The sequence below is a fragment of the Nitrosospira sp. CT genome, assembly GCF_059489795.1.
In genome coordinates, this window is the sequence record NZ_JCAHZJ010000006.1 from 75,101 (window position 1) to 94,297 (window position 19,197).

General features: G+C 53.6%; 12 protein-coding genes and 1 pseudogene. 3 read left to right on the forward strand and 10 right to left on the reverse strand.

Translation table 11 applies throughout. The annotated features are described in order from the left end of the window. Window positions 1–59: 59 nt before the first annotated feature. The 6 genes and pseudogenes from AC52W5_RS01390 to AC52W5_RS01415 all read right to left on the reverse strand — a co-directional run bounded on the left by AC52W5_RS01390 (window position 60) and on the right by AC52W5_RS01415 (window position 3,899). Entirely contained in the window at window positions 60–476 is a 417-nt protein-coding gene (locus AC52W5_RS01390) for a hypothetical protein (RefSeq protein WP_495669684.1), read from the reverse strand. 72 nt (window positions 477–548) lie between these two features. Next, a complete protein-coding gene (locus AC52W5_RS01395) occupies window positions 549–767 on the reverse strand; it encodes a CsbD family protein (RefSeq protein WP_495669685.1) in 219 nt (72 codons plus the stop codon). A gap of 92 nt (window positions 768–859) precedes the next feature. Then, window positions 860–1,429, reverse strand: a complete 570-nt coding sequence (locus AC52W5_RS01400; RefSeq protein ID WP_074974288.1) for a BON domain-containing protein — start codon at window positions 1,427–1,429, stop codon at window positions 860–862. Between the two features lie 78 nt (window positions 1,430–1,507). Next, a complete protein-coding gene (locus AC52W5_RS01405) occupies window positions 1,508–1,726 on the reverse strand; it encodes a CsbD family protein (protein WP_074974286.1) in 219 nt (72 codons plus the stop codon). A gap of 77 nt (window positions 1,727–1,803) precedes the next feature. Next, complete coding sequence (locus AC52W5_RS01410) at window positions 1,804–2,403, reverse strand: BON domain-containing protein (protein WP_495669686.1); 600 nt, start codon at window positions 2,401–2,403, stop codon at window positions 1,804–1,806. Window positions 2,404–2,881: 478 nt separating this feature from the next. Then, a pseudogene (locus AC52W5_RS01415) lies at window positions 2,882–3,899 on the reverse strand (sulfate ABC transporter substrate-binding protein). Window positions 3,900–4,147: 248 nt separating this feature from the next. Between AC52W5_RS01415 and AC52W5_RS01420 the strand changes: the two are divergent. Next, window positions 4,148–6,241, forward strand: a complete 2,094-nt coding sequence (locus AC52W5_RS01420; RefSeq protein WP_495669687.1) for an ATP-binding response regulator — start codon at window positions 4,148–4,150, stop codon at window positions 6,239–6,241. Between the two features lie 366 nt (window positions 6,242–6,607). After that, complete coding sequence (locus AC52W5_RS01425; protein WP_495669688.1) at window positions 6,608–7,414, forward strand: PEP-CTERM sorting domain-containing protein; 807 nt, start codon at window positions 6,608–6,610, stop codon at window positions 7,412–7,414. 97 nt (window positions 7,415–7,511) lie between these two features. Here the strand turns inward: AC52W5_RS01425 and AC52W5_RS01430 are convergent, their stop codons facing one another. The 3 genes from AC52W5_RS01430 to AC52W5_RS01440 form a co-directional block, all read right to left on the reverse strand. Next, window positions 7,512–7,826 carry a DUF1840 domain-containing protein gene (locus AC52W5_RS01430; RefSeq protein WP_074974296.1) on the reverse strand — a complete coding sequence of 105 codons (315 nt, stop codon included), beginning with the start codon at window positions 7,824–7,826 and terminating at the stop codon, window positions 7,512–7,514. A gap of 51 nt (window positions 7,827–7,877) precedes the next feature. Further along, window positions 7,878–8,900 (reverse strand): SGNH/GDSL hydrolase family protein, encoded by a 1,023-nt coding sequence (locus tag AC52W5_RS01435; RefSeq protein ID WP_495669689.1) that lies wholly within the window; start codon window positions 8,898–8,900, stop codon window positions 7,878–7,880. Between the two features lie 149 nt (window positions 8,901–9,049). Continuing rightward, a complete protein-coding gene (locus tag AC52W5_RS01440; RefSeq protein ID WP_495669690.1) occupies window positions 9,050–9,364 on the reverse strand; it encodes an ElaB/YgaM/YqjD family protein in 315 nt (104 codons plus the stop codon). 288 nt (window positions 9,365–9,652) lie between these two features. Here AC52W5_RS01440 and AC52W5_RS01445 point away from each other — a divergent pair, with 288 nt between their 5' ends. Then, window positions 9,653–10,165, forward strand: coding sequence for a cyclic nucleotide-binding domain-containing protein (locus AC52W5_RS01445; protein ID WP_495669691.1), 513 nt, complete (start codon window positions 9,653–9,655; stop codon window positions 10,163–10,165). Between the two features lie 313 nt (window positions 10,166–10,478). Here AC52W5_RS01445 and AC52W5_RS01450 read toward each other — a convergent pair whose 3' ends face one another. After that, window positions 10,479–19,181, reverse strand: a complete 8,703-nt coding sequence (locus tag AC52W5_RS01450; RefSeq protein ID WP_495669692.1) for a glycoside hydrolase family 94 protein — start codon at window positions 19,179–19,181, stop codon at window positions 10,479–10,481. Window positions 19,182–19,197: the final 16 nt, after the last annotated feature.

The window sequence follows — 19,197 nt, forward strand, 5'->3', positions numbered from 1 at the left end:
TTCTGAGTATTGTGCTGATGGAAAACCTCTCGCAAGAGGAATCATCTGTTCAGAGATTCCTAATCTTCCCTCTTGGCATCCGCTATCGCAGCCGCTTGCGCGGCTTTTGCTTCTTCTAGACACACATCCTTCACATTGCCTGACAGGTCATCACATCGCTCTTTCGCCACCCGATAGTCAGCTTTCGCTCTTGCCGCCCGCACTTCGTACCGGCTTTCCTTCGATGGCCTGTACTTATCTTCCAGCTCGGCCTTTGCAACTTCTTCCCGACCTTTGGCTTCCGCCTCGCATATATCCTCGGCATTGCCATCAAGGGAATCACAGCGCTGCTTGTCCGCCTTATATTCACGCTCGATGCGCTCCTTGTCGGCCATATATACCTCATAGACGTCGGATGGCAGCCGATACTGCTGCGCCATCACGGCTGAACTGACCGAGAAGCCAAGTGCAACAAGAATGACGTTTAATTTACGCATGATTCCCCTCGCTTTGATGGTTTGACTGTGTGGTTCGGACAGAAAAACAGTCCTCCATTCCCACTTTTCCCTTCAATAAGAACGATGATGTGTGTCCTGCTGTTTTTCCCATTCATTGATCTGTTCCTCGGCTTCTTCCTTCGTGATCCCGTATGATTCCTGGATCTGGCCGGAGAGCTGATCCCTTCGTCCGGCGATCTGGTCGATATGATCGTCGGTGAGCTTGCCCCACTGCTCTTTCACTTTACCCTTGAATTGCTTCCAGTTGCCTTCTACTTGATCCCAGTTCATTTTTGGCTCCTCCATTAAGGATGATCCCATTTGAAAAACTCTTGAGCATCCGTGCGCATTGATACCGATCTACTGTCGATAATCTGGAATTCCTATCGCTTGATGCTTATTTTATTGACGACGTTCTTGACACCTTCAACGCCACGCGCAACCTTGACGGCGCGATTCATCTGCGCTTTATCGTTTGCATACCCGCTGAGTTGAACTTTCCCTTCGTGCGTTTCCACAGCGATGTCAGTACTGTTTTTGATGCTGTCATCACCTGCCAGTGCAGCCTTGACCTTAGTGCTGATAATACTGTCATCTATCTTCTCGCCGACCGAGGCCTCGCCCCCCTTTACCATCATTTTGTTGTCAACGTGTTTTACCCCCTTGATACCCTTTGTAATCGCAACGGCCTTGTCAATCTGCTCCTGGCTATCCACATATCCGCTGAGCTGAACTTCCCCTTTGCGCGTCTCCACCTTGATGTCCAGTCCCTTGACGTAATCGTCCGCCAGAAGCGCGGTTTTTACTTTAGTGGTAATCCCGGTATCGTCGATCTCGGTACCAATCGTCGTTTTGGCCTCCGACTTAGGTTCTCCGGAGACAGGTTGCTGGGCCATCAGGGCAAAACTGACTGAGAAGCCGAGTGCGGCAAGAATGACATTTGATTTACGCATGATTCCCTCGTTTTGATGGTTTTATTTTTTACCTAGGTAGGGTGGCAAATAAGCCCCCTACCCGTCCCACTTTTCTCTTTAATAGGAACGATGATGTGTGTCCTGCTGTTTTTCCCATTCATTGATCTGTTTCTCGGCTTCTTCCTTCGTGATCCCGTATGATTCCTGGATCTGGCCGGAGAGCTGATCCTTCCGCCCGGCGATCTGGTCGATATGATCATCGGTGAGCTTGCCCCACTGCTCTTTCACTTTACCCTTGAATTGCTTCCAGTTGCCTTCTACTTGATCCCAGTTCATTTTTAGCTCCTTTCTGGTCTGATTGAGTTAAAAGTCCTGAAATTGGCGCCCGCGGTGCAGACGCTTCTGAATCCTATTTATTCCTTGATGCTCATTTTATTGACGACATTCTTGACACCTTCAACACCACGTGCGATCTCGACAGCGCGATCCATCTGGGCTTGATCGTTCGCATGACCGCTAAGCTGAACTTCCCCCTCCTGGGTTTCTACTGCGATATCAGTACTGTTCTTGATACTGTCATCCCCTGCCAGCCCGGCCTTGACCTTCGTAGTGATGATAGTGTCATCAATCTTTTCGCCAACCGAGGCCTCGCCTCCTTTTACCATCATTTCATTGTCGACGTTTTTGACGCCCTCAATACCCTTCGCAATTGCAACCGCCTTGTCAATCTGCTCCTGGCTATCCACATATCCGCTGAGCTGAACTTCCCCTTTGCGAGTCTCCACCTTGATATCCAGTCCCTTGACGTAATCGTCCGCCAGAAGCGCGGTTTTTACTTTAGTGGTAATCGCGGTATCGTCAATCTCGGTGCCAATCGTCGTTGGAGCTGTTTGAGCCTCCGACTTCGGCTCCCCAGGAGCAGGTGCTTTCTCTTCCTTCTTTCCGCAACCCGCGGTAGCAAGCACACCGATGAGCGCAATAGTCAGAACAAGCGATTTATTTTGAATACTCATGCCGTTTTTCTCCGAGTAGATTTGAATTAAGGGTCGCCAATGACTCGCAGCTAAAGGCCAATTCATGCCCTGCTCCACACCGGCTTCGTTTCTGATCCTGCGATTCAATCATCCCGCGCTATCGCTTATTGCTCAGTGCGCTGGCGCACATAAATTTAAAAAAGTCAATTAGCCGCATTTCGAAGAGTGCCGTAAGTCACTGACACTAAAAGTATAATTGCGCAAATGCCTGCTCTTGCCCGCAGCCGCCTTCCCGCTCAAAGGGAGCTGAGGGACTGAAGATGGCTGAAGCAAAAAGCAGTCAGTAGCAAAGAAAAAAGGTGAGAAACCCGAAAAGAATTTTTTATTTCGATGAAACTGCGGGTTTGAAAGAGGGAGAAAATTGCAGCCGAAAAGATAGCAGGAATTTATAGAAGATTGGTAAGCATGAATGACAGTTTTCTGGAAACACTGCCACCTTGCCAAGGCGGCTGCAATTTCAGTGAAGCGCGCTTGAATACGTTTGAATTCGATCAAAAATGCCGCCGTCCGCAAAATGGATGTTTAGAGCCTCCTTCCAGCCACCAAACACATCATCGACGGTAAACAATTCGAGGGATGGAAACTGCATCGAATACCTGGAGGCTATCCTTTCATCACGTGGGCGATAATAGTGTCTGGCTGCTATTTCCTGTGCCTTCAATGTGTAGAGATAATCGATGTAAGCCCCGGTCACTTCACGCGTTCCATTCCGTGAGGCAACATCGCTTACTATGCTCACAGCGGGTTCGGCCAGAATAGAGAGGGAGGGGGTAACAATCTCAAACTTGTCTCCGCCGTGCTCTTTGACGATCAGGTGGGCTTCATTCTCCCAAATCAGCAGCACATCCCCTATGCCGCGTTCGACGAAAGTCGTTACTGAACTACGCGTTCCGGTTTCCAGAGTCTTTACGTTGCCAAATATTTTTTTTATGAATTCAATCGCTGTTACGTCACTTCCTCCATGCTGCTTGAGCGCATACCCCCAGGCAGCGAGATAACTCCAGCGAGCATCCCCCGAAGTCTTTGGATTGGAAGTTACAATCTCGATACCGGGGTTCGCGAGATCATTCCAATCCCGCACCTTCTTCGGGTTGCCATTGCGCACCAGAAAGACAATGGTTGAGGTATAGGGTGATTTTTGTGGTAAGGATTTTTGCCAGTCAGGTAGCGAAAATTTACTGGCTTTTTGCAGTGTCTCCGGATCATAGGATAGAGCAAGTGACGTGACATCAAGCCCATCTACATTAGCCCCGGAGGGGTATACCCGGCTTGCTTTCTGCATGTCGGATCGTAACCTCCACACCCGTTCGCGTTTTCCAGTGTTTGATAAACGCCTTGTTGAAATCATCAAACATTTTGTGACTTGCATCGGAACTGTAGCTCGCAGACATGCTATGCAGCGCGGCAACTGCTGCGCTGAAGCTGAGCAGAATTGCCAGAACCGCAAAAACCAGCCGGAAGCGATATGAACGCATCTTTTTTCCTCCTATGTATTGATACCGGGAAATTTACCATCGGTTTATTTCAACAGCATTGCATAGAAGAAATGAAGAAATAGAGCGGATTGCCGTTCTTTTAGAAAAGCGGGAAGGAAACCGTTTGCTGTATATCACCCTCGGCTCGGCACAGGAGCCTGTAAATAAATCGCACTCGGTAGTCTGGACGTATAAAATTAAAACAGGCAATGATGCAATAGGTAATTGGCGAGCAATTGCAGCGATTCATGAATATCAGAAACTTTATCAGTTTTTCCAATGTTACCCTTGCGCTGCTGCTTGCGGCGATCGGTGCGCTCGTCTTTCATTCGATGAGTATTCGTGAGGAGATCAATATCGCCGAGCGTCACCGATTTCAGGCGCTTCTGCTTGGGGATGAGCTGCTTCATACCTCCAGTGACCTCACACGCATGGCGCGTACCTATGTTGTTACAGGAGACCCCGTCTACAAGCGGTATTTCAACGAGATACTGGATATTCGCAACGGACTGCATCCACGCCCGTTGAATTATTCCCCGACATACTGGGACCTGATGATGGCGGGAAAGACTCCCGTCGTCAGGCAAGGACATGCCGTTCCTTTGCTGGAGAGGTTTCAGCAAGGAGGCCTGAACAATGAGGAATATGGCTTACTGCAAGAATCGCTGGAACGCTCCAACAGGCTGGTCAAACTCGAGCAGCGCGCCTTCGCCGCAATGGAAGGCTTATATGACGACGGCGAAGGCAATTTTACCGTGCGCGGCAAACCCGACCGCGACCTCGCGATAAAGCTCCTGTTCAGTGAACGCTATATTGCAGAAAAAGCCGCCATCATGGAGCCGATTCAGGCGTTCCTGGACTTATTCAGTGAACGCATGCAAACCCAATCAAATCTCGGGCTGGCGCGACTCGAGCGGCAGATCATCTTCGAGATGGCGCTTATCTTCGTTGCCCTGGTGGCCACCCTGGGCATCATTTTTTATACCCGGCTCAACATACTACGGCCGCTGGCCGATCTCGGCCGCCAAGTCGCGGGAGTCACTCGGGGCATTCTTCCCAGCCGCTATGGGCAAGCGACGAGTAATGAGGTCGCCAAGCTCGGCGAAGCATTAGCCCTGGCAGATGCGGAAAAACAGCAGCTTCTCGAGAATGAGCGAATCGCCCGAAATGAAGCTGAGCGCGCAAGTCGTCTCAAGGACGAGTTTCTGGCAACCCTTTCCCATGAATTGAGAACTCCGTTAAATGCAATCCTGGGATGGTCCCAACTCATCCTGAGCGGAAACCTTAAAAAAGAGAACATCCACATGGGACTGGAAACGATCGAGCGAAATGCGCGTGCCCAGAACAAGCTGATTGAAGACCTCCTCGAGATGAGCAGTATCATCTCCGGAAAAGTCAGACTGGATATGCGTCAGCAGGATATCGCCAACCTGGTCGAGACATCGGTCGAATCAGTAAGGCCGACAGCGCAGGCCAAGGGGATCATTCTGCAAAAAACGTTGGGCAAAAAAGTCGCTTCCATCATTGGAGATTCCAACCGGCTCCAGCAGATACTCTGGAATCTGCTCTCCAATTCGATAAAATTTACGCCCAAGGGCGGTAAAATAGAAGTTACAGTAGAACAGCGCGACTTGTTCCTCGAAATCAGGATAAGCGACTCCGGGCTGGGAATCACTCCCGAATTCATGCCCTATGTCTTTGACCGCTTCCGGCAGGGGGATGCTTCGCTTACGCGGCAGTACGGTGGACTCGGCCTTGGTCTCGCCATTGTGAAGCAACTGGTGGAGCTTCACGGTGGAACGGTGCATGCAGAAAGTCCAGGTGAGGGACAAGGATCATCCTTTATCATCAACCTGCCGATCGCTCCTCCTGTTCCCGAGATAAAAAGTGAACCGCTCCCCTCACAGGAATGCATCGAACCGCAGTCGTTGTTCAAGGGCTTGAAAGTGCTGGTTATCGATGATGAACTGGATGCGCGCGAACTCATCAGGCGGATTCTGGCGCAGCAGGAAGCAAGCGTGATTACGGCTGCGCGTGCGGCAGATGGCTTGGAACTCTTGAAGACCGAGAAGCCGGATATTGTTATCAGTGATATCAGCATGCCCGAAAAAAACGGGTATCAGTTCATTGCCGAGGTGAGAAGCCTTTCGGCAGAAAATGGGGGAACAACCCCCGCTATCGCCCTCACGGCATTCGCCCATCCGGAGGACGGGACCAGAATGATGAGCGCAGGCTACCAGAAACACCTGCCCAAGCCTGTGGATTCCGTTGCATTGATTACGGCCATCGATAACCTCGTCGGATCAAAAAAACTGACCCATACCAGCACTAGCGCTACCTGACTAGCCGTATCTTCAGGCGCCACAACAATATCATTCTGTCATCCTGGGACCCAGGATTCTCCTCCACGACGGATCCCCCTCCACCATCATCTTTCAGTTCCCAGGTTCTCGGCGCCCCCTTCCTCTCTTCCTATTTATTCCGTCATATCTCACCAGCGCATTGCTTCTTACGGTCCACTCCGCGCTCCCCATCAACCATTCCATCAGGAAGCTGCGACATATTGCCGCATGCGACAATATGCCACATTGATTTGTCTGTATGAATAATAAATACTCCTTATCATCGGCACTTAAGCATAAATATGCCGATATATTAAAAATACGGAAAAACACCTACCTTCAACAGACAATCAACGAGGGACCAGTATGAAAAAAGCATTCGGATATCTGCCTGCTGTCACCGCCACCGTCGCCGCCATTATCTCGCTGCCCGCAATGGCGCATGTGGGTTATACGGACCGCAATTTCGGTACTTTTGACAACACCCATAGCACAGCGATGTTGTCCGATCAGGCGGTTACAGGCAATTACGGCTGGATCGATGGGACCGACTCAGATAATGGCGATAGCCACAAGCTGCGCCCCTACCGTTTTACCCTTGCTGAGGAAACGAACGTGACACTCACATTCGAGCAGGCAACTTCCCAGGTGAGTGACCATCTGGGCAACGTCTCGACTTCCCAGCTGGGCCTGAAACCTGGTTTCTCTCTCTATCAGGGCTTAGCGCACCTCGCCCCGGTGAAGGCTGATCATGATTCTGCCGAAATATCGGTTGCCAATCGTGACCCCGGTACAGAGGGATCATTCAAAGCTCTTGCGGATTGGTCGATCGGTAACGACCCGGGCGAGTTGAACGGAACCCCCATCCCCGCAAGCCTGAGCTTCTTCAAGTATATCGGTCATGCCTATGATGGAACCGGCTTCGGCTCCGACGGTACGCCCGATGGCAAGGTTTCGCATACATTCATGAATCTCAAGCCCGGCGACTACTCTGTGTTCGTCGGCGGCACGGACTATTTTGCCCAGGAAGCCAGCAATCCCGACCTCTCAACAAAGTACGGCGTTACAGCAACGCTAGTGGCAGGCGTGGTCCCCGAACCCGAAGTTTATGCAATGTTATTGGCGGGCCTTGGGTTGATGGGCGTAATGGTGCGACGAAGAAGCATGCATTAATCTCCGCTGCTGAATGTTGCCGTCCTGATCGGGGCGGCTCCACGCAACGCAGCCACTTCCGCCCCGTCCGTCCAGTTTCGACATCTCCAATCAAAATCTAGGTCTTATCCCACATCACGTCGCAGTGCTTCCGGGCTGCTGCGGAGAGCAGTTCAATCAGCGGTAATGCGCGATACCTCAGGCTGACACTCTGGTCGTCCGCCTGTTCGGCATTGTCTCGCGGCTTCTGTGCCTCGTCCGCTCTTCCCCCATCAACGGCGTGCCTCAGGCGGTCGAGCGCTGCAGGAACTTCATCCGCTATCATCGCACTGGGCACGGTCCCGCTATGCCCCATCATCTTCAGCAACTGTTTTGCAATGTCACCGAACATGATGATGTCAGCATGGGCAGAAGTCTTGAATGTCACCAGCATAGGAATGGAAATATCGTGGAAACCGTTTCAGGCAATATCGTCACCTCTATATCACTTCGACACTTGCACTTGTACCTGCCGCCGCGCTGGCATGGTTTTTTGTCTCCTGCTTGCTGTGAAGGCCAGCACCAGCAGGCCAAGCATGAACATAAAGATCGCTGCTGGTTCCGGCACTGCAGCGGCGAAAGCTGCACCCAGAATGGCATGGGCATTAGTGGTGGGATGAAAATCATCCCAGAAGAGACGCACCTCGGGATTGTCGCATGTAATCCCCAGTAGAGTGAAACACGGATTGGTCACATCAGTGAGTCCATAATTGATTGGATTCTGCACGACATCATTCAATAACGCGAAGGTGTCGAAGCGGTGGATGTTTACCCCTGGAAAAGTTCCGTCGCGACTTCCGAGCTGGTTCGCCAATTCCGTATTGAACACCACGGAATAGTCGTGCGCCAGCGACACTTCGCCATCCATCCTGGCGGAAGGGGTAAGACCGAGATCAGGCAGGTTTGGCACAAGAAAATTCCGCGCTCCCGCCGCTGCAAGCACATTCACGTAACTCCCTATGTTTCGAGCAGCCTGAACGGGAGAGTCGTGGATAAGATAATCATTGCTCCCGCCCCACACGAAGTACAAGGCATTTGGATCTGCTGCTCCGCCTGCATTACTCAGGTAGAGATTCATCTCCTGCTGCATGCCCGGCAGGTTCAATAGGCCTGTTGGATCAGCATCATTACCGATGTTATGGTTACCCGACGTCGAACCGGCGACGGCATAGCCCTGAAAATTAGTCGTATTTACTCCGGCGGGAAAGAGGTTTTTCGCCAGATACTCCGAGGCGACGGGCCCGTTGGAGAAGCGACCGTCATCATACGGTCCGAATGGCGGGCAGAGATGCAAAGGATCGCAATTACCGCCGAGCTCTTTGTAAAGACTGTTGACGGCGGAAGGATTGTCTCCCGCATCGGACAGGCTGTCCCCGAATACGATAAGACTGCTGAAAGGGGAGGCAGCACTGGCGCTTCCGCCAGACAGCAACACGACAAGCGCGACAACTGTTGTTGATATTTTCATTGTCAGTCAGTCCTCCTTGGCTCAGAGATCGTTTTTTTAAGGGAGCACCTAATGTCGCCGGCAGATAGCGGGAAAGTTTTCAGGACGGCTTCTCCTTGCGAATATCATCGATCCTTTTCCTTGCCCCGCTTCTCCACCACAGCCCCGGGCTAATCGCGCGGGCTTATCAAATACCCGACCAGAATACCCACCGCAATCGCCAGCCCGACCGTCTGCCAAGCATTCTCATGTACATATTCATCAGTAGCACGTGCGGCGACTCTGGATTTATCCACCACCACATCCTCAAAATTACGTAAATATTCCTTGGCTACACTCAGGTTCTGGTTAAGCTTGTCCCGCACCATTTGCGCCTTTCCTTCCCCCTCGTTGCTTACGAGCTTCATTAATTCTTCTGTATCAGCAATAACCGAACGGAAATCTTTGATGAGTTTTTCTTTGCTTCCCCTGCCGGTTCTAACCATTACAACCTCCTATGAGCTATGAATAGAGTAAATCAAATTCAAATCAACATTCCTTATCTCGTGCACGAGCATAACTGATTTTTTCTTTTTTCAAAGCAGATGTCTGTCTGACACCGCACATACGCCTGTGCAAATTGAGGGGTAATCTCTTCCAAAGAATAAAGGAAAATTTTTTATCGGACCGGCGAAAGTGAGGAACACATGTCACATATTCTTACTCCCACGCAAAAGCTTTCTCAGAGGCAAAATCTTTTGTTAGCGGCTCTCCCCCAACAGGATTATGAGCGTTTGCAACCTTCCCTTGAACTTGTCGCCCTCTCACAGGGCTGGTCGGTCTATGAAAACGGGGGCGAACTGGACCTGGTGTATTTCCCCACCAGCAGCGTCATCTCCCTGCTTACTGTTTCCGATAAAGGAGAAACAGTAAAAATTGCCGCTATCGGCAAGGAGGGAGTATTCGGTATTTCCATGCTGATGGGGAGAAAGATCGCACCGACTCAGGCTCTGGTGGCAACCGCGGGCTACGCCTATCGTCTCAGTGCCGCGAGCCTGAGAAGCGAGTTTGAGTTGGGAAGCCCTCTACGTTATCTGCTCCAGCGCTATACCCACGCCCTGACGAGCGGGTTTATCCACTCCCCCATGCCTGGAACGCATCCGGCAGCAAGACGAGGCACGCCAACGAAAGCGCTCCCTACTCCGGCTGCCAGGGTTTCCCCGCGCATATTTACACCTTCTACCCCTGACGAGCCCCCTTGTCGGCTTCCATCTCGTTCCGCCCACACTCCTGGTCATTCCCTATAACCTGGACTTGAGCAAGATTGGCGCTTCTGTGAAAGAAACTCCCCCTCGCTCAAGCCGGCTTATCACCTGATCATCTATACGAGGAGCAAAGCGTAGCTTAAAGCGACAATTTAAAGCGACAATATTAATTCGGCGACCAAACAGTACAAACGTCATACCGGCGGAAGCCGGTATTCAGTTCAAAGCACGCCATTATTGGTTTGGCTGGATTCGGTTTGGCAGGATTCCGAATCAGGCCCGGAATGACGAGATGCATAGTATTTTCTGGGCAGATCAATAGTACGTAAATAGTACGTATTCAACTGCTCCGGACTCATTGTTTGAGCGTATCGCGAGAGCGGCTCACCCGCACTTCTACATGGTGGGGGCCCCTGTCATCGACAAGGCTGAGAGTCAGTTCTTGCTGCTCGACCCCATCGGCGATAATGACCTCCTTATCCGGATCGATGGCTGCCTGATTAACAATGATCGGATAGATGGTTTCTCCATAGCGATATTTCACCGTGAAACTGGCCCAGTCTTCCGGCAGGCAGGGGTTAAAATGAAGTTTCGTCCCTTCCCTTGTAAAACCCAACAGTGTTTCCAGCATCAGGCGGTACAACCAGCCGGCGGAACCTGTGTACCACGACCACCCCCCCCGGCCCGTATGGGGAGGCACCGCATAAACATCGGCTGAGACGACATAGGGCTCGGTCTTGTAGACCGATACAGCCTGTGAAGACCGCCCGTGGTTTACTGGATTGATCATGGAAAGCAGTTCCCATGCCCGCTTATGATCCCGCAGCACTGCAAAGGCCATTGTTGCCCATATCGCAGCGTGCGTATATTGCCCCCCGTTCTCCCGAACGCCCGGCACGTAGCCCTTGATATAGCCCGGATCGAGATCAGAGTGATCGAAAGGAGGATCGAGAAGCTGAATCAGGCGAGCATCCCGCCGGACAAGCTGCTCATCTACCGCTTGCATCGCCTGCCGCTGACGCTCGGCGGAGCCCCCGCGAGACAGAACCGACCAGCTCTGTGCGATCGAGTCGATACGGCATTCGGTATTGCTGGAAGAACCCAGTGGAGAACCATCGTCGAAATAGGCACGGAGATACCACTTTCCATCCCAGCCATGCTGTTCGATATTCTTGCCCAGCTTGTCTGCTTCCTTCTTGCATCGTTCGGCAAAGGCCGTGTCACCGTGCCCGGCAGCGAGACTGGAAAATTGAATGAGAATGTCATACAGGAAAAATCCGAGCCAGATGCTTTCACCCCGGCCATGGAAACCGACGAGATTCATCCCATCGTTCCAGTCACCCGTACCCATCAAAGGAAGACCATGTTCCCCAAACCGCAATCCATGCACGATTGCACGGACACAATGGTCATACAAACTGGACACCTGCGCGGAGTGAGCAGGCAGATCGTAGTATGATTCCTCATCTGAAGCGACAGGCCGGCCTTCGAGAAAGGACACTGTCTCGTTCAGTACTCCGGTATCTCCGGTCGCCACGACATAGTGACAAGCGACCAGGGGCAGCCAGAGATAATCGTCCGAGCAGCGGCTCCTGATACCGCGCCCCACCGGAGGATGCCACCAGTGCTGAACATCCCCTTCGATAAACTGGCGGGCCGCAGCTCGCAACAAGTGCTCGCGTACCAGAGCGGGTTCGACGTGAACCAGCGCCATCACATCCTGCAATTGATCGCGGAATCCGAAAGCGCCTCCGGATTGGTAGTATCCGCTGCGCCCCCACAGACGGCAGGCAATTACCTGATACAACAGCCAGCCATTGACCATCACGTTGACGGATGGATCGGAGGTTTCCACCTGCACGCCTCCGAGCGTTCGATCCCAGTAGCGGCGCACCTTTTCAAGTTCATCATGTGCCACCTGTAGTCCGCGCATTCTTTGGACGGTTTCCAGCGCATCTTCACGGTGAAGCCCCGCGCCCAGGCGAAAAACAACCTCTCGGGTCGCGCCTGCAGGCAAATCAAAAGGAACACGGATAGCGCCGCAGGGGTCCAGTCCTGCTCCTACCCGGCCCGAAAGATCCTGAGCAGCCATACCCGCGGGATTTCGCATTCGTCCATTGCGGCCGATAAATTCCGTCCGGTCGCCAGTCACACTTTGTGTTCTGTCATCGACGTCGAAAAATGCCACCCGGCTTGAAAACTCGTTATTGTAGGGGTTGCGCGCAAGCAGCACTCCGCTTGCGGGATCGATCTCCGTGACCACATGCATTCTCGTCTTCTCGGGAAGGTCCCCCAGCACCCACTCCACGTACCCTGTTGCGGAAAGTCTCCGGTGCCGTCCGGAATCATTGCGAATCCGCAATACAACGAACTTGACTGGAACGTCACGAGCAACATAAACCCACAGTTCGGAAAAAACACCCTTTCCTGCATGCTCGAATACGCTGTAGCCGAATCCGTGGCGGGTAACGTAGGAAGCGGCTCCAGGACTGGGAAGAGGAGCAGGCGACCAGAAATCCCCACTTTCTTCGTCTCGCAGATAGTAGGCCTCTCCACTGGAATCGCAGACCGGGTCGTTATGCCATGGAGTCAGCCGGTATTCATGGGCATTCTCACACCAGGTATAAACGTTTCCGCTTTCGGAGATAACCGTACCGAATTGTGAATTCGCCAGAATATTTGACCAGGGAACCGGTGTTCTCCGATCCTGGCCGACAGCGATGACGTATTCGCGCGCGTCGGAAGCAAAACCCCCAAAACCATTATCAAACAACAGATTCCGCTGCGGCAATGCTCCGGTTTCTTCGGCATTGGAGCGCTGCACCGGTTTCAGGGGGTGCGGCCGCAGCGGAAGGTCGGCCGGAAGGCGGTTCGTCAACTGTTCGACCAGTTTCCCATTCGTATCGAAAATAATCACTCGCGCCACCGCCTGCATCAGGATCCGGTCTTCCGGAGCAATCTGCTCCCCACGGCGGATGAAAATACCGCCTGGCCGATCGAGCACATGGGCTTCCGCACTGCCAGCCAGAAGCCCCATGATGTGATCATGCAGTTGCTGGCGGTAACTTGAATGATCCTCGTTCCAGATGACCAGGTCGACCGCCATCCCTTTCACCCGCCAGTAGGCATGCGCCTGCACCAGTTGGCGTACCAAGTCAATATTTGCCATATCGTTGATCTGCAGCAACACAATAGGCAAGTCGCCGGAAATGGCATAACCCCATAAACCCGATTGCCCCTGCCAGTTCTTGCTCAGCAGTGCCTCGTCAGCCCGCAGATAAGGACTTGCATACAGGATGGAACCCGCCATGCGTCCAAACAGCTGTGCATCGGCTTCAGTTGCATTGAGTTGACGCAGGACAACGAGGCTATGAGTCCAGGCGAGATCGAAAACGCGATTTTTCAGATGCTGGTCCTGGTATTTTTCTACCAGATGCATGACAGCGTGACGTGAATCCCCCGCGCCCGTGACAATATCTACGATCGCCGACTCCCCCGGCTCGAGCATCATCCGCTTGCGGATGGCAACGACCGGGTCGAGCACTGAACCCGAACTGCCGGACAGCAGTCCCGCTTCCATCATTGCCACCGGCGCAGACACATCGTTTCCCCGCCCAATGAATGCCATGCGATCAGTCTCGTAGGAAACCGCTTCAGGAGTGGCCCCATCCACCGTCATCAAGTGGAACATCCATGGCACCGGGTCGCTTTGGGAACGAGGACGCCTGCTGCATAAAATGGCGTGCCGGTCCGCCAATATTTCCGTTTGCACGAAGAGATTGCCGAAGGCGGGCGCCTGAGCATCGGCCATCGCGGGCGCCAGCACGACCTCAGCATAAGACGTGACCTCGATTTCCCGCCGCGTCCACGCGCGATTGGTGATACGAATCCGCCGCAGTTCGATATCATCCTCGGGCGACACGGTAATCTCGGTGTGGGTATCGAAATCCAGATCTCGCCGGCGGAACTCGACCCGTCCTTCAGAAAAAACCACTCCGTAACGCTTTGGCTCTTTCAGCACGGGCTGATAGGTATTCGACCAGAACTCGCCACTCGCAACGTCGCGCAAATAACAGAAGCTCCCCCAGTAGTCGCAGGTTCCATCTTCCCGCCAGCGCGTAATGGCCAGATCCTTCCAGCGGCTGCTTCCCGCTCCGCTGTTGGTCACCATGACATGATACCGGCCATTGGAGAGAAGCTGCACCTCCGGAATCGGCGTGTTGGCGGTTGAAAGCAGCCGGATCGGCATTTCCGGAAGTTCCTTGATAACCCGAACATCGGGGAGCTCGGCGATGGGGGAACGTATGACAGTAGCCTTGGGAATTCTCTCCTGCAGCAGGAGCATGGTTGCCTGGAATATGGGTTCGGAATCGAATCGCCGCTGCATGGGCCGGTCAAGCAGCAGGTATGCGAGCGAAAGAAAACTCATTCCCTGATGATGAGCCATGAATGAGCGCACGATCGCGGACGTCTCGCCCCGGCGAAGTCGCGAGGGCGTATAATCCAGCGCTTCGTAAAAGCCGAATTTTCCCATCATATCCAGGGCGGCCAGCTCCTCCAGATTACGGCAGGCGGCTTCCGGCGCAACCATCAATGCCAGAGCGGATGCATAAGGTGCAATGACCAGGTCTTCTCCCAGACCGCGTTTGATGCCCAGGCCGGGCACACCGAACGCCCGATACTGATAGTTGAACTGAACGTCTACAGCATTGTAGCCGGATTCCGAAATGCCCCAGGGCACCCCCCGCTCCCGCCCATAGGCAATCTGCCTGTTGACAGCGGCCTTGCAGGTCTGGTCAAGAAGCGTATTTTCAAAGGTGGGCATTACCAGTAGCGGCATGAGGTATTCGAACATCGAGCCGCTCCAGGAGAGCAGAGCGGTTTCCCCATTGTGAGCTGTAAGCATCCGCCCCAGCGCAAACCAGCTTTCCTGCGGCAGCTCACCCTGTGCAATCGCGACAAAATTGGTAAACCGCGCCTCTGAGGCCAGCAGGTCATAGTAGCTGGCGTCCCGTCGCTGCTCACCCACGTTGTACCCGATCGCAAGCTGCCGCTGCGCAGGGTTGAACAGAAAGCCATACTCCATTTTCGCCATTTCTCCCGCCTGAAAGACCAGGCGTTCGAGAACAGCCAGATGTTCATGCGCTGCCTTCCCACCCTGGTTTGCAAGTTGTCGCAAGGAGGGGATCTCCGCGGGCGCATCGCGGTCCTCCAGTGCGGCAGACGGTATGAGGCTGCCAAGTTCAGCAAGAGCGCGCTCACATTGCCGATTTAACGCCGTTGCCCATTCATGCGCTTCCTGCCCGGTTGAAGCACGGCGTGCTTTCTCGATCTCATGCACGATTTCCCTGGAAAGTGCAGCCAGTCGATCCAGTTCGGCATGCAGTCTGAAAGAAGTATGCGGGGAACTTTCCCTTGCGAGCGCCAGCGCCTTTCCGAACCGGGATAAAGGAGCACTGGCAGCCTCGGAACCAGGAGTGCCCTCAAGAATCTGCAGGGTATCGGCAAGAGCCGGAAATAACTGCTCGTGAACGATCGGCATATCCGCTATTGCCATCAAAGCGGCCCGCAGTGTCAACAGATGCCCTGCGAGATTGCCGCTGTCCACACTCGACACGTAACGCGTCAGCGGAGCCTTTGTCTGTGTATCGTACCAATTGTAAAAATGGCCGGCGTGTCGTTCCAGGGTTTCCATCGAGCCGAGCGCGTTTCCGGTCCTCTCGATGAGTTGCAACGGGCCGATGTAGCCGAAGTCATAGGCGGTCACATTCGCGAGCAGCGCCAATCCCATGTTGGTCGGCGACGTCCTGTGGGCAACGGTCGGCACCGGGTGCTCCTGAAAATTATCAGGCGGCAGCCAGTTATCCTCAGGACCGACGAAAGTTTCGAAGAAATACCACGTGCGTCGCGAAGTCCGACGTAAAAAGTGTATTTGCTCTTTACTTAACTCTGTACTACGGGGCGGAAGAGGCTGGCTTGCCCACCACGCAATAAATGGCGCTGCTGTCCACAAAAGTAATATGGGCAAGGCCGGAAGCAGTGCCAAAGGAGCAACTGCTATCATTCCGGTGCCTGCTGCAACCGCAGTCGCTGGCGCTATCCACATCGACCTGAAGGAAGTGCCGAGACCGCTCCACCTGCTCGTTGGATCATGTTCACGCTCCACAAGATGGGAAGGTGTCCACTCAAGAAGTCGCCGGTGTGTGATGAGAAGCCGCACATGGGTGCGCACTATCGCATCGAGGCTGAAATAAGCCTCGTACGGAAGACAGACCAGCGCAAACAGATTTTGTGCAAAATGCCGCCCTGCAGTGCGTATCGAAGTGACGATATGAGAGCGCAGAGGGACTTCGGATTGTCTTTTCAGCAGGTCGGAGGTCATGGTAATGGCGCTCGGGATAATGATCGAGCCGATTACAACCAGTGTCCAGAACCATGGGTTGTCCAGTGCCAGCCAGCCCACCAACAGAAGCAACAGCAGGGCTACCGGCACAAGACTGCGCCGGAGGTTATCCATGAGCTTCCATCTCGACAGGATGGACAGCGGGTTTGACTGATAACTTCCGCCAAGCCCGGGAACACGCCTCAGCAACCAGCTCGCGAGCTGCCAATCTCCCCGTATCCACCGGTGACGACGGCTTACGTCTGCGCTGTAACGCGATGGAAATTGCTCATACAACTGTACATCGCTCAACAGGCCGGCACGCGCATAACAGCCTTCCAAGAGATCATGGCTTAAAATCCTGTTCTCGGGAAAACGTCGGCAGACTGATTGTTCGAACGCATCAACCTCGTAAATCCCCTTTCCGACGAAGGAGCCTTCGTAGAATAGATCCTGATATACGTCCGAAACAACCCGGGTATATGGATCGATGCCTGCTTCACCCCCGAAAAGCCATGCATACCGGGACCGGTTTGTGCTCGATAACGTCACTGCGACACGGGGCTGCAGAATGCCATAGCCTTCGGTTACTACAGCATTGCTGCTGGTCATCTCCAGGCGAGGCCGATTCAAGGGATGCGCCATTGCTCCGACAAACTGACGGGCAATTTCGCGCGGTAATTGGGTATCGGTATCGAGGGTGATAACGTACTTGATATTGGAGAGCATGGCGGTATTGCCTACGACGAGGGAAAACGCCTCCCTCCCTCCGCCACGCAGGAGCGTATTCAAGTCCGCCAGTTTTCCGCGCTTGCGCTCATGACCCATCCACACCCCTTCCTGCGGATTCCAACGGCGAGGACGATGGAACAGAAAAAACCGCGTTTCCTGGTTCTGCACTGCCGCTTCCGGAGCGCCATTCGTACCACTGATCATGTCACCTGCAATATGGCTCCCATACTTCCGGTTGAGATCCTCGATGCCCGTGCGGGCGATTCTCAATAAGGAGTCATCTTCGGGAAGCGTTTCCTGATTCGCATCCATGAAATCGGTGAGCAAACCGAAATAGACATTCTCGTCCTGATTTGCCAAGAACCGGACTTCAAGCGCCTCCACCAGGGCCGCGACTTCCGATTCTCGCGACAACATGGTCGGGACCACGACCAGCGTTTGAAATACGGAGGGAATGCCATTGGAGAAATCCATTCGTGGCAGCAGATGAGGTTTCACCAGCAGGGGGCTCGCCCAGTTGACCAGGGCGACAGCCAGTTGACTCATCGCGAACAGCGTGAGTACGCCAACCAGACCTAGCAGCCATCCACTTGCACCCTCATCATGCGCTTCGACTAGCAGGGCACCCACCAAACCCAGCGTAATTAATACGATGCTGCCGAGATACCAGAACAGCGGGTATTTACGCGTTGCACGCCAGAATTGCTCACGCAGCGACCAGTGGACCTTTATCGCTTCCTCAAGATCAGCGAGACCATCGTCCGTCAGATAAAATCCGACATGCTCTCTAGCGTTCTCCTCGACGGTACTTGTCGCTGCCTCACGCGCCAGGCGAAGTGCTGTCCGGGCCACGTCAACTTCCGAAAGAGGGCTTGCCTTGGCCAATCGCTCCACCGCATGCCGGTAGTGGTCGCGGCTGGCGAAATCCATCTCCGCATAGATTCCGCTTGGATCTTCCCGGAGGGTCTGTTCCACAACGCTGGTGGTTTCAACGAATTCGCGCCAGTCTATGGCGCCCAGCGTCCGCAAGCTGTTGATACTGTTCGAGATGGAAACCTGATCGGCAGCCTGCTGCTGGTTTCCCAATTGCACCAGCTGGTCGATCGTCTGGTTTGATTCGGCCAGTCGCTGCTCGATCCAGGTCAACGGAAACGCCAGGGCTGGTCCCTGCCCCTGCAATCGGCGCACCAGTTCCGAAATGAACGGGGTTGTCATGGGGGGGTTCGATCGCGCCATATCTGCAATGACGAGAACAAGACTTTTCGGGTCTTTTGCCGCCACCCGGATGATTTCATCTGCCCAGGTATCAGCGAGATTGCGGTCTGTTCGACCCGCTGCCACATGCACGCCGACGCGCCGGAGATTTTCGATCAGCGATAGCCGCAGCATGATCGGTATCGCCCATAGTTCACCCAGTTGCAGATTGACAACCGACTGGTACGCGGTTACGAAGCGTCTGAGGCTCTCTGTATGCACTCTCCCGTCCCCGTGCGATATGGCTTGCAATGCTATATCGTATACACGGGGGAGATTGGCGGATGTTCCCTTGGCAAGGAGGGGTAATTCGCGGCTATAGCTTTTGGGAAGGTGACGCTTGGCGGTGCGAATCTGATCCTCAATGAGGTAAAAGTTGTCGTAGAGCCACTCCCCTGCAGGAGTGAGCAGCTTATCCGCCATGACTGCCTCGGTCAGCACACGGCAGATATTGAATAGCGTTGCCTCATTCTCATCCAGCCTGGCCAGTAACTGATCGGTGCCGCGCGCCGACGATAACTCGTGTGACGCCGCAAGTATGCCACCGTAAAGCTCCATCTGATCCGCACCGAACAGCTCGGACCGCAGGGGAAGTTCTTCGCTCAGTGGAATACGCGGCTTTCCGATATTGCGAAACCGCGTGGTAACCAAACTCAAAAGTTCAGAAACAGGGGTGCCTTTAGCGTTCAATTGGGATATTCTCCAG

Coding starts and splice junctions, on each gene's coding strand:
- AC52W5_RS01430 (WP_074974296.1), bottom strand. CDS start 7,826: ATGCTGGTGACATTCAAGACTTCTGCCCATGCTGACATCATCATGTTC.
- AC52W5_RS01400 (WP_074974288.1), bottom strand. CDS start 1,429: ATGCGTAAATCAAATGTCATTCTTGCCGCACTCGGCTTCTCAGTCAGT.
- AC52W5_RS01425 (WP_495669688.1), top strand. CDS start 6,608: ATGAAAAAAGCATTCGGATATCTGCCTGCTGTCACCGCCACCGTCGCC.
- AC52W5_RS01410 (WP_495669686.1), bottom strand. CDS start 2,403: ATGAGTATTCAAAATAAATCGCTTGTTCTGACTATTGCGCTCATCGGT.
- AC52W5_RS01420 (WP_495669687.1), top strand. CDS start 4,148: ATGAATATCAGAAACTTTATCAGTTTTTCCAATGTTACCCTTGCGCTG.
- AC52W5_RS01390 (WP_495669684.1), bottom strand. CDS start 476: ATGCGTAAATTAAACGTCATTCTTGTTGCACTTGGCTTCTCGGTCAGT.
- AC52W5_RS01440 (WP_495669690.1), bottom strand. CDS start 9,364: ATGGTTAGAACCGGCAGGGGAAGCAAAGAAAAACTCATCAAAGATTTC.
- AC52W5_RS01405 (WP_074974286.1), bottom strand. CDS start 1,726: ATGAACTGGGATCAAGTAGAAGGCAACTGGAAGCAATTCAAGGGTAAA.
- AC52W5_RS01395 (WP_495669685.1), bottom strand. CDS start 767: ATGAACTGGGATCAAGTAGAAGGCAACTGGAAGCAATTCAAGGGTAAA.
- AC52W5_RS01435 (WP_495669689.1), bottom strand. CDS start 8,900: ATGAAAATATCAACAACAGTTGTCGCGCTTGTCGTGTTGCTGTCTGGC.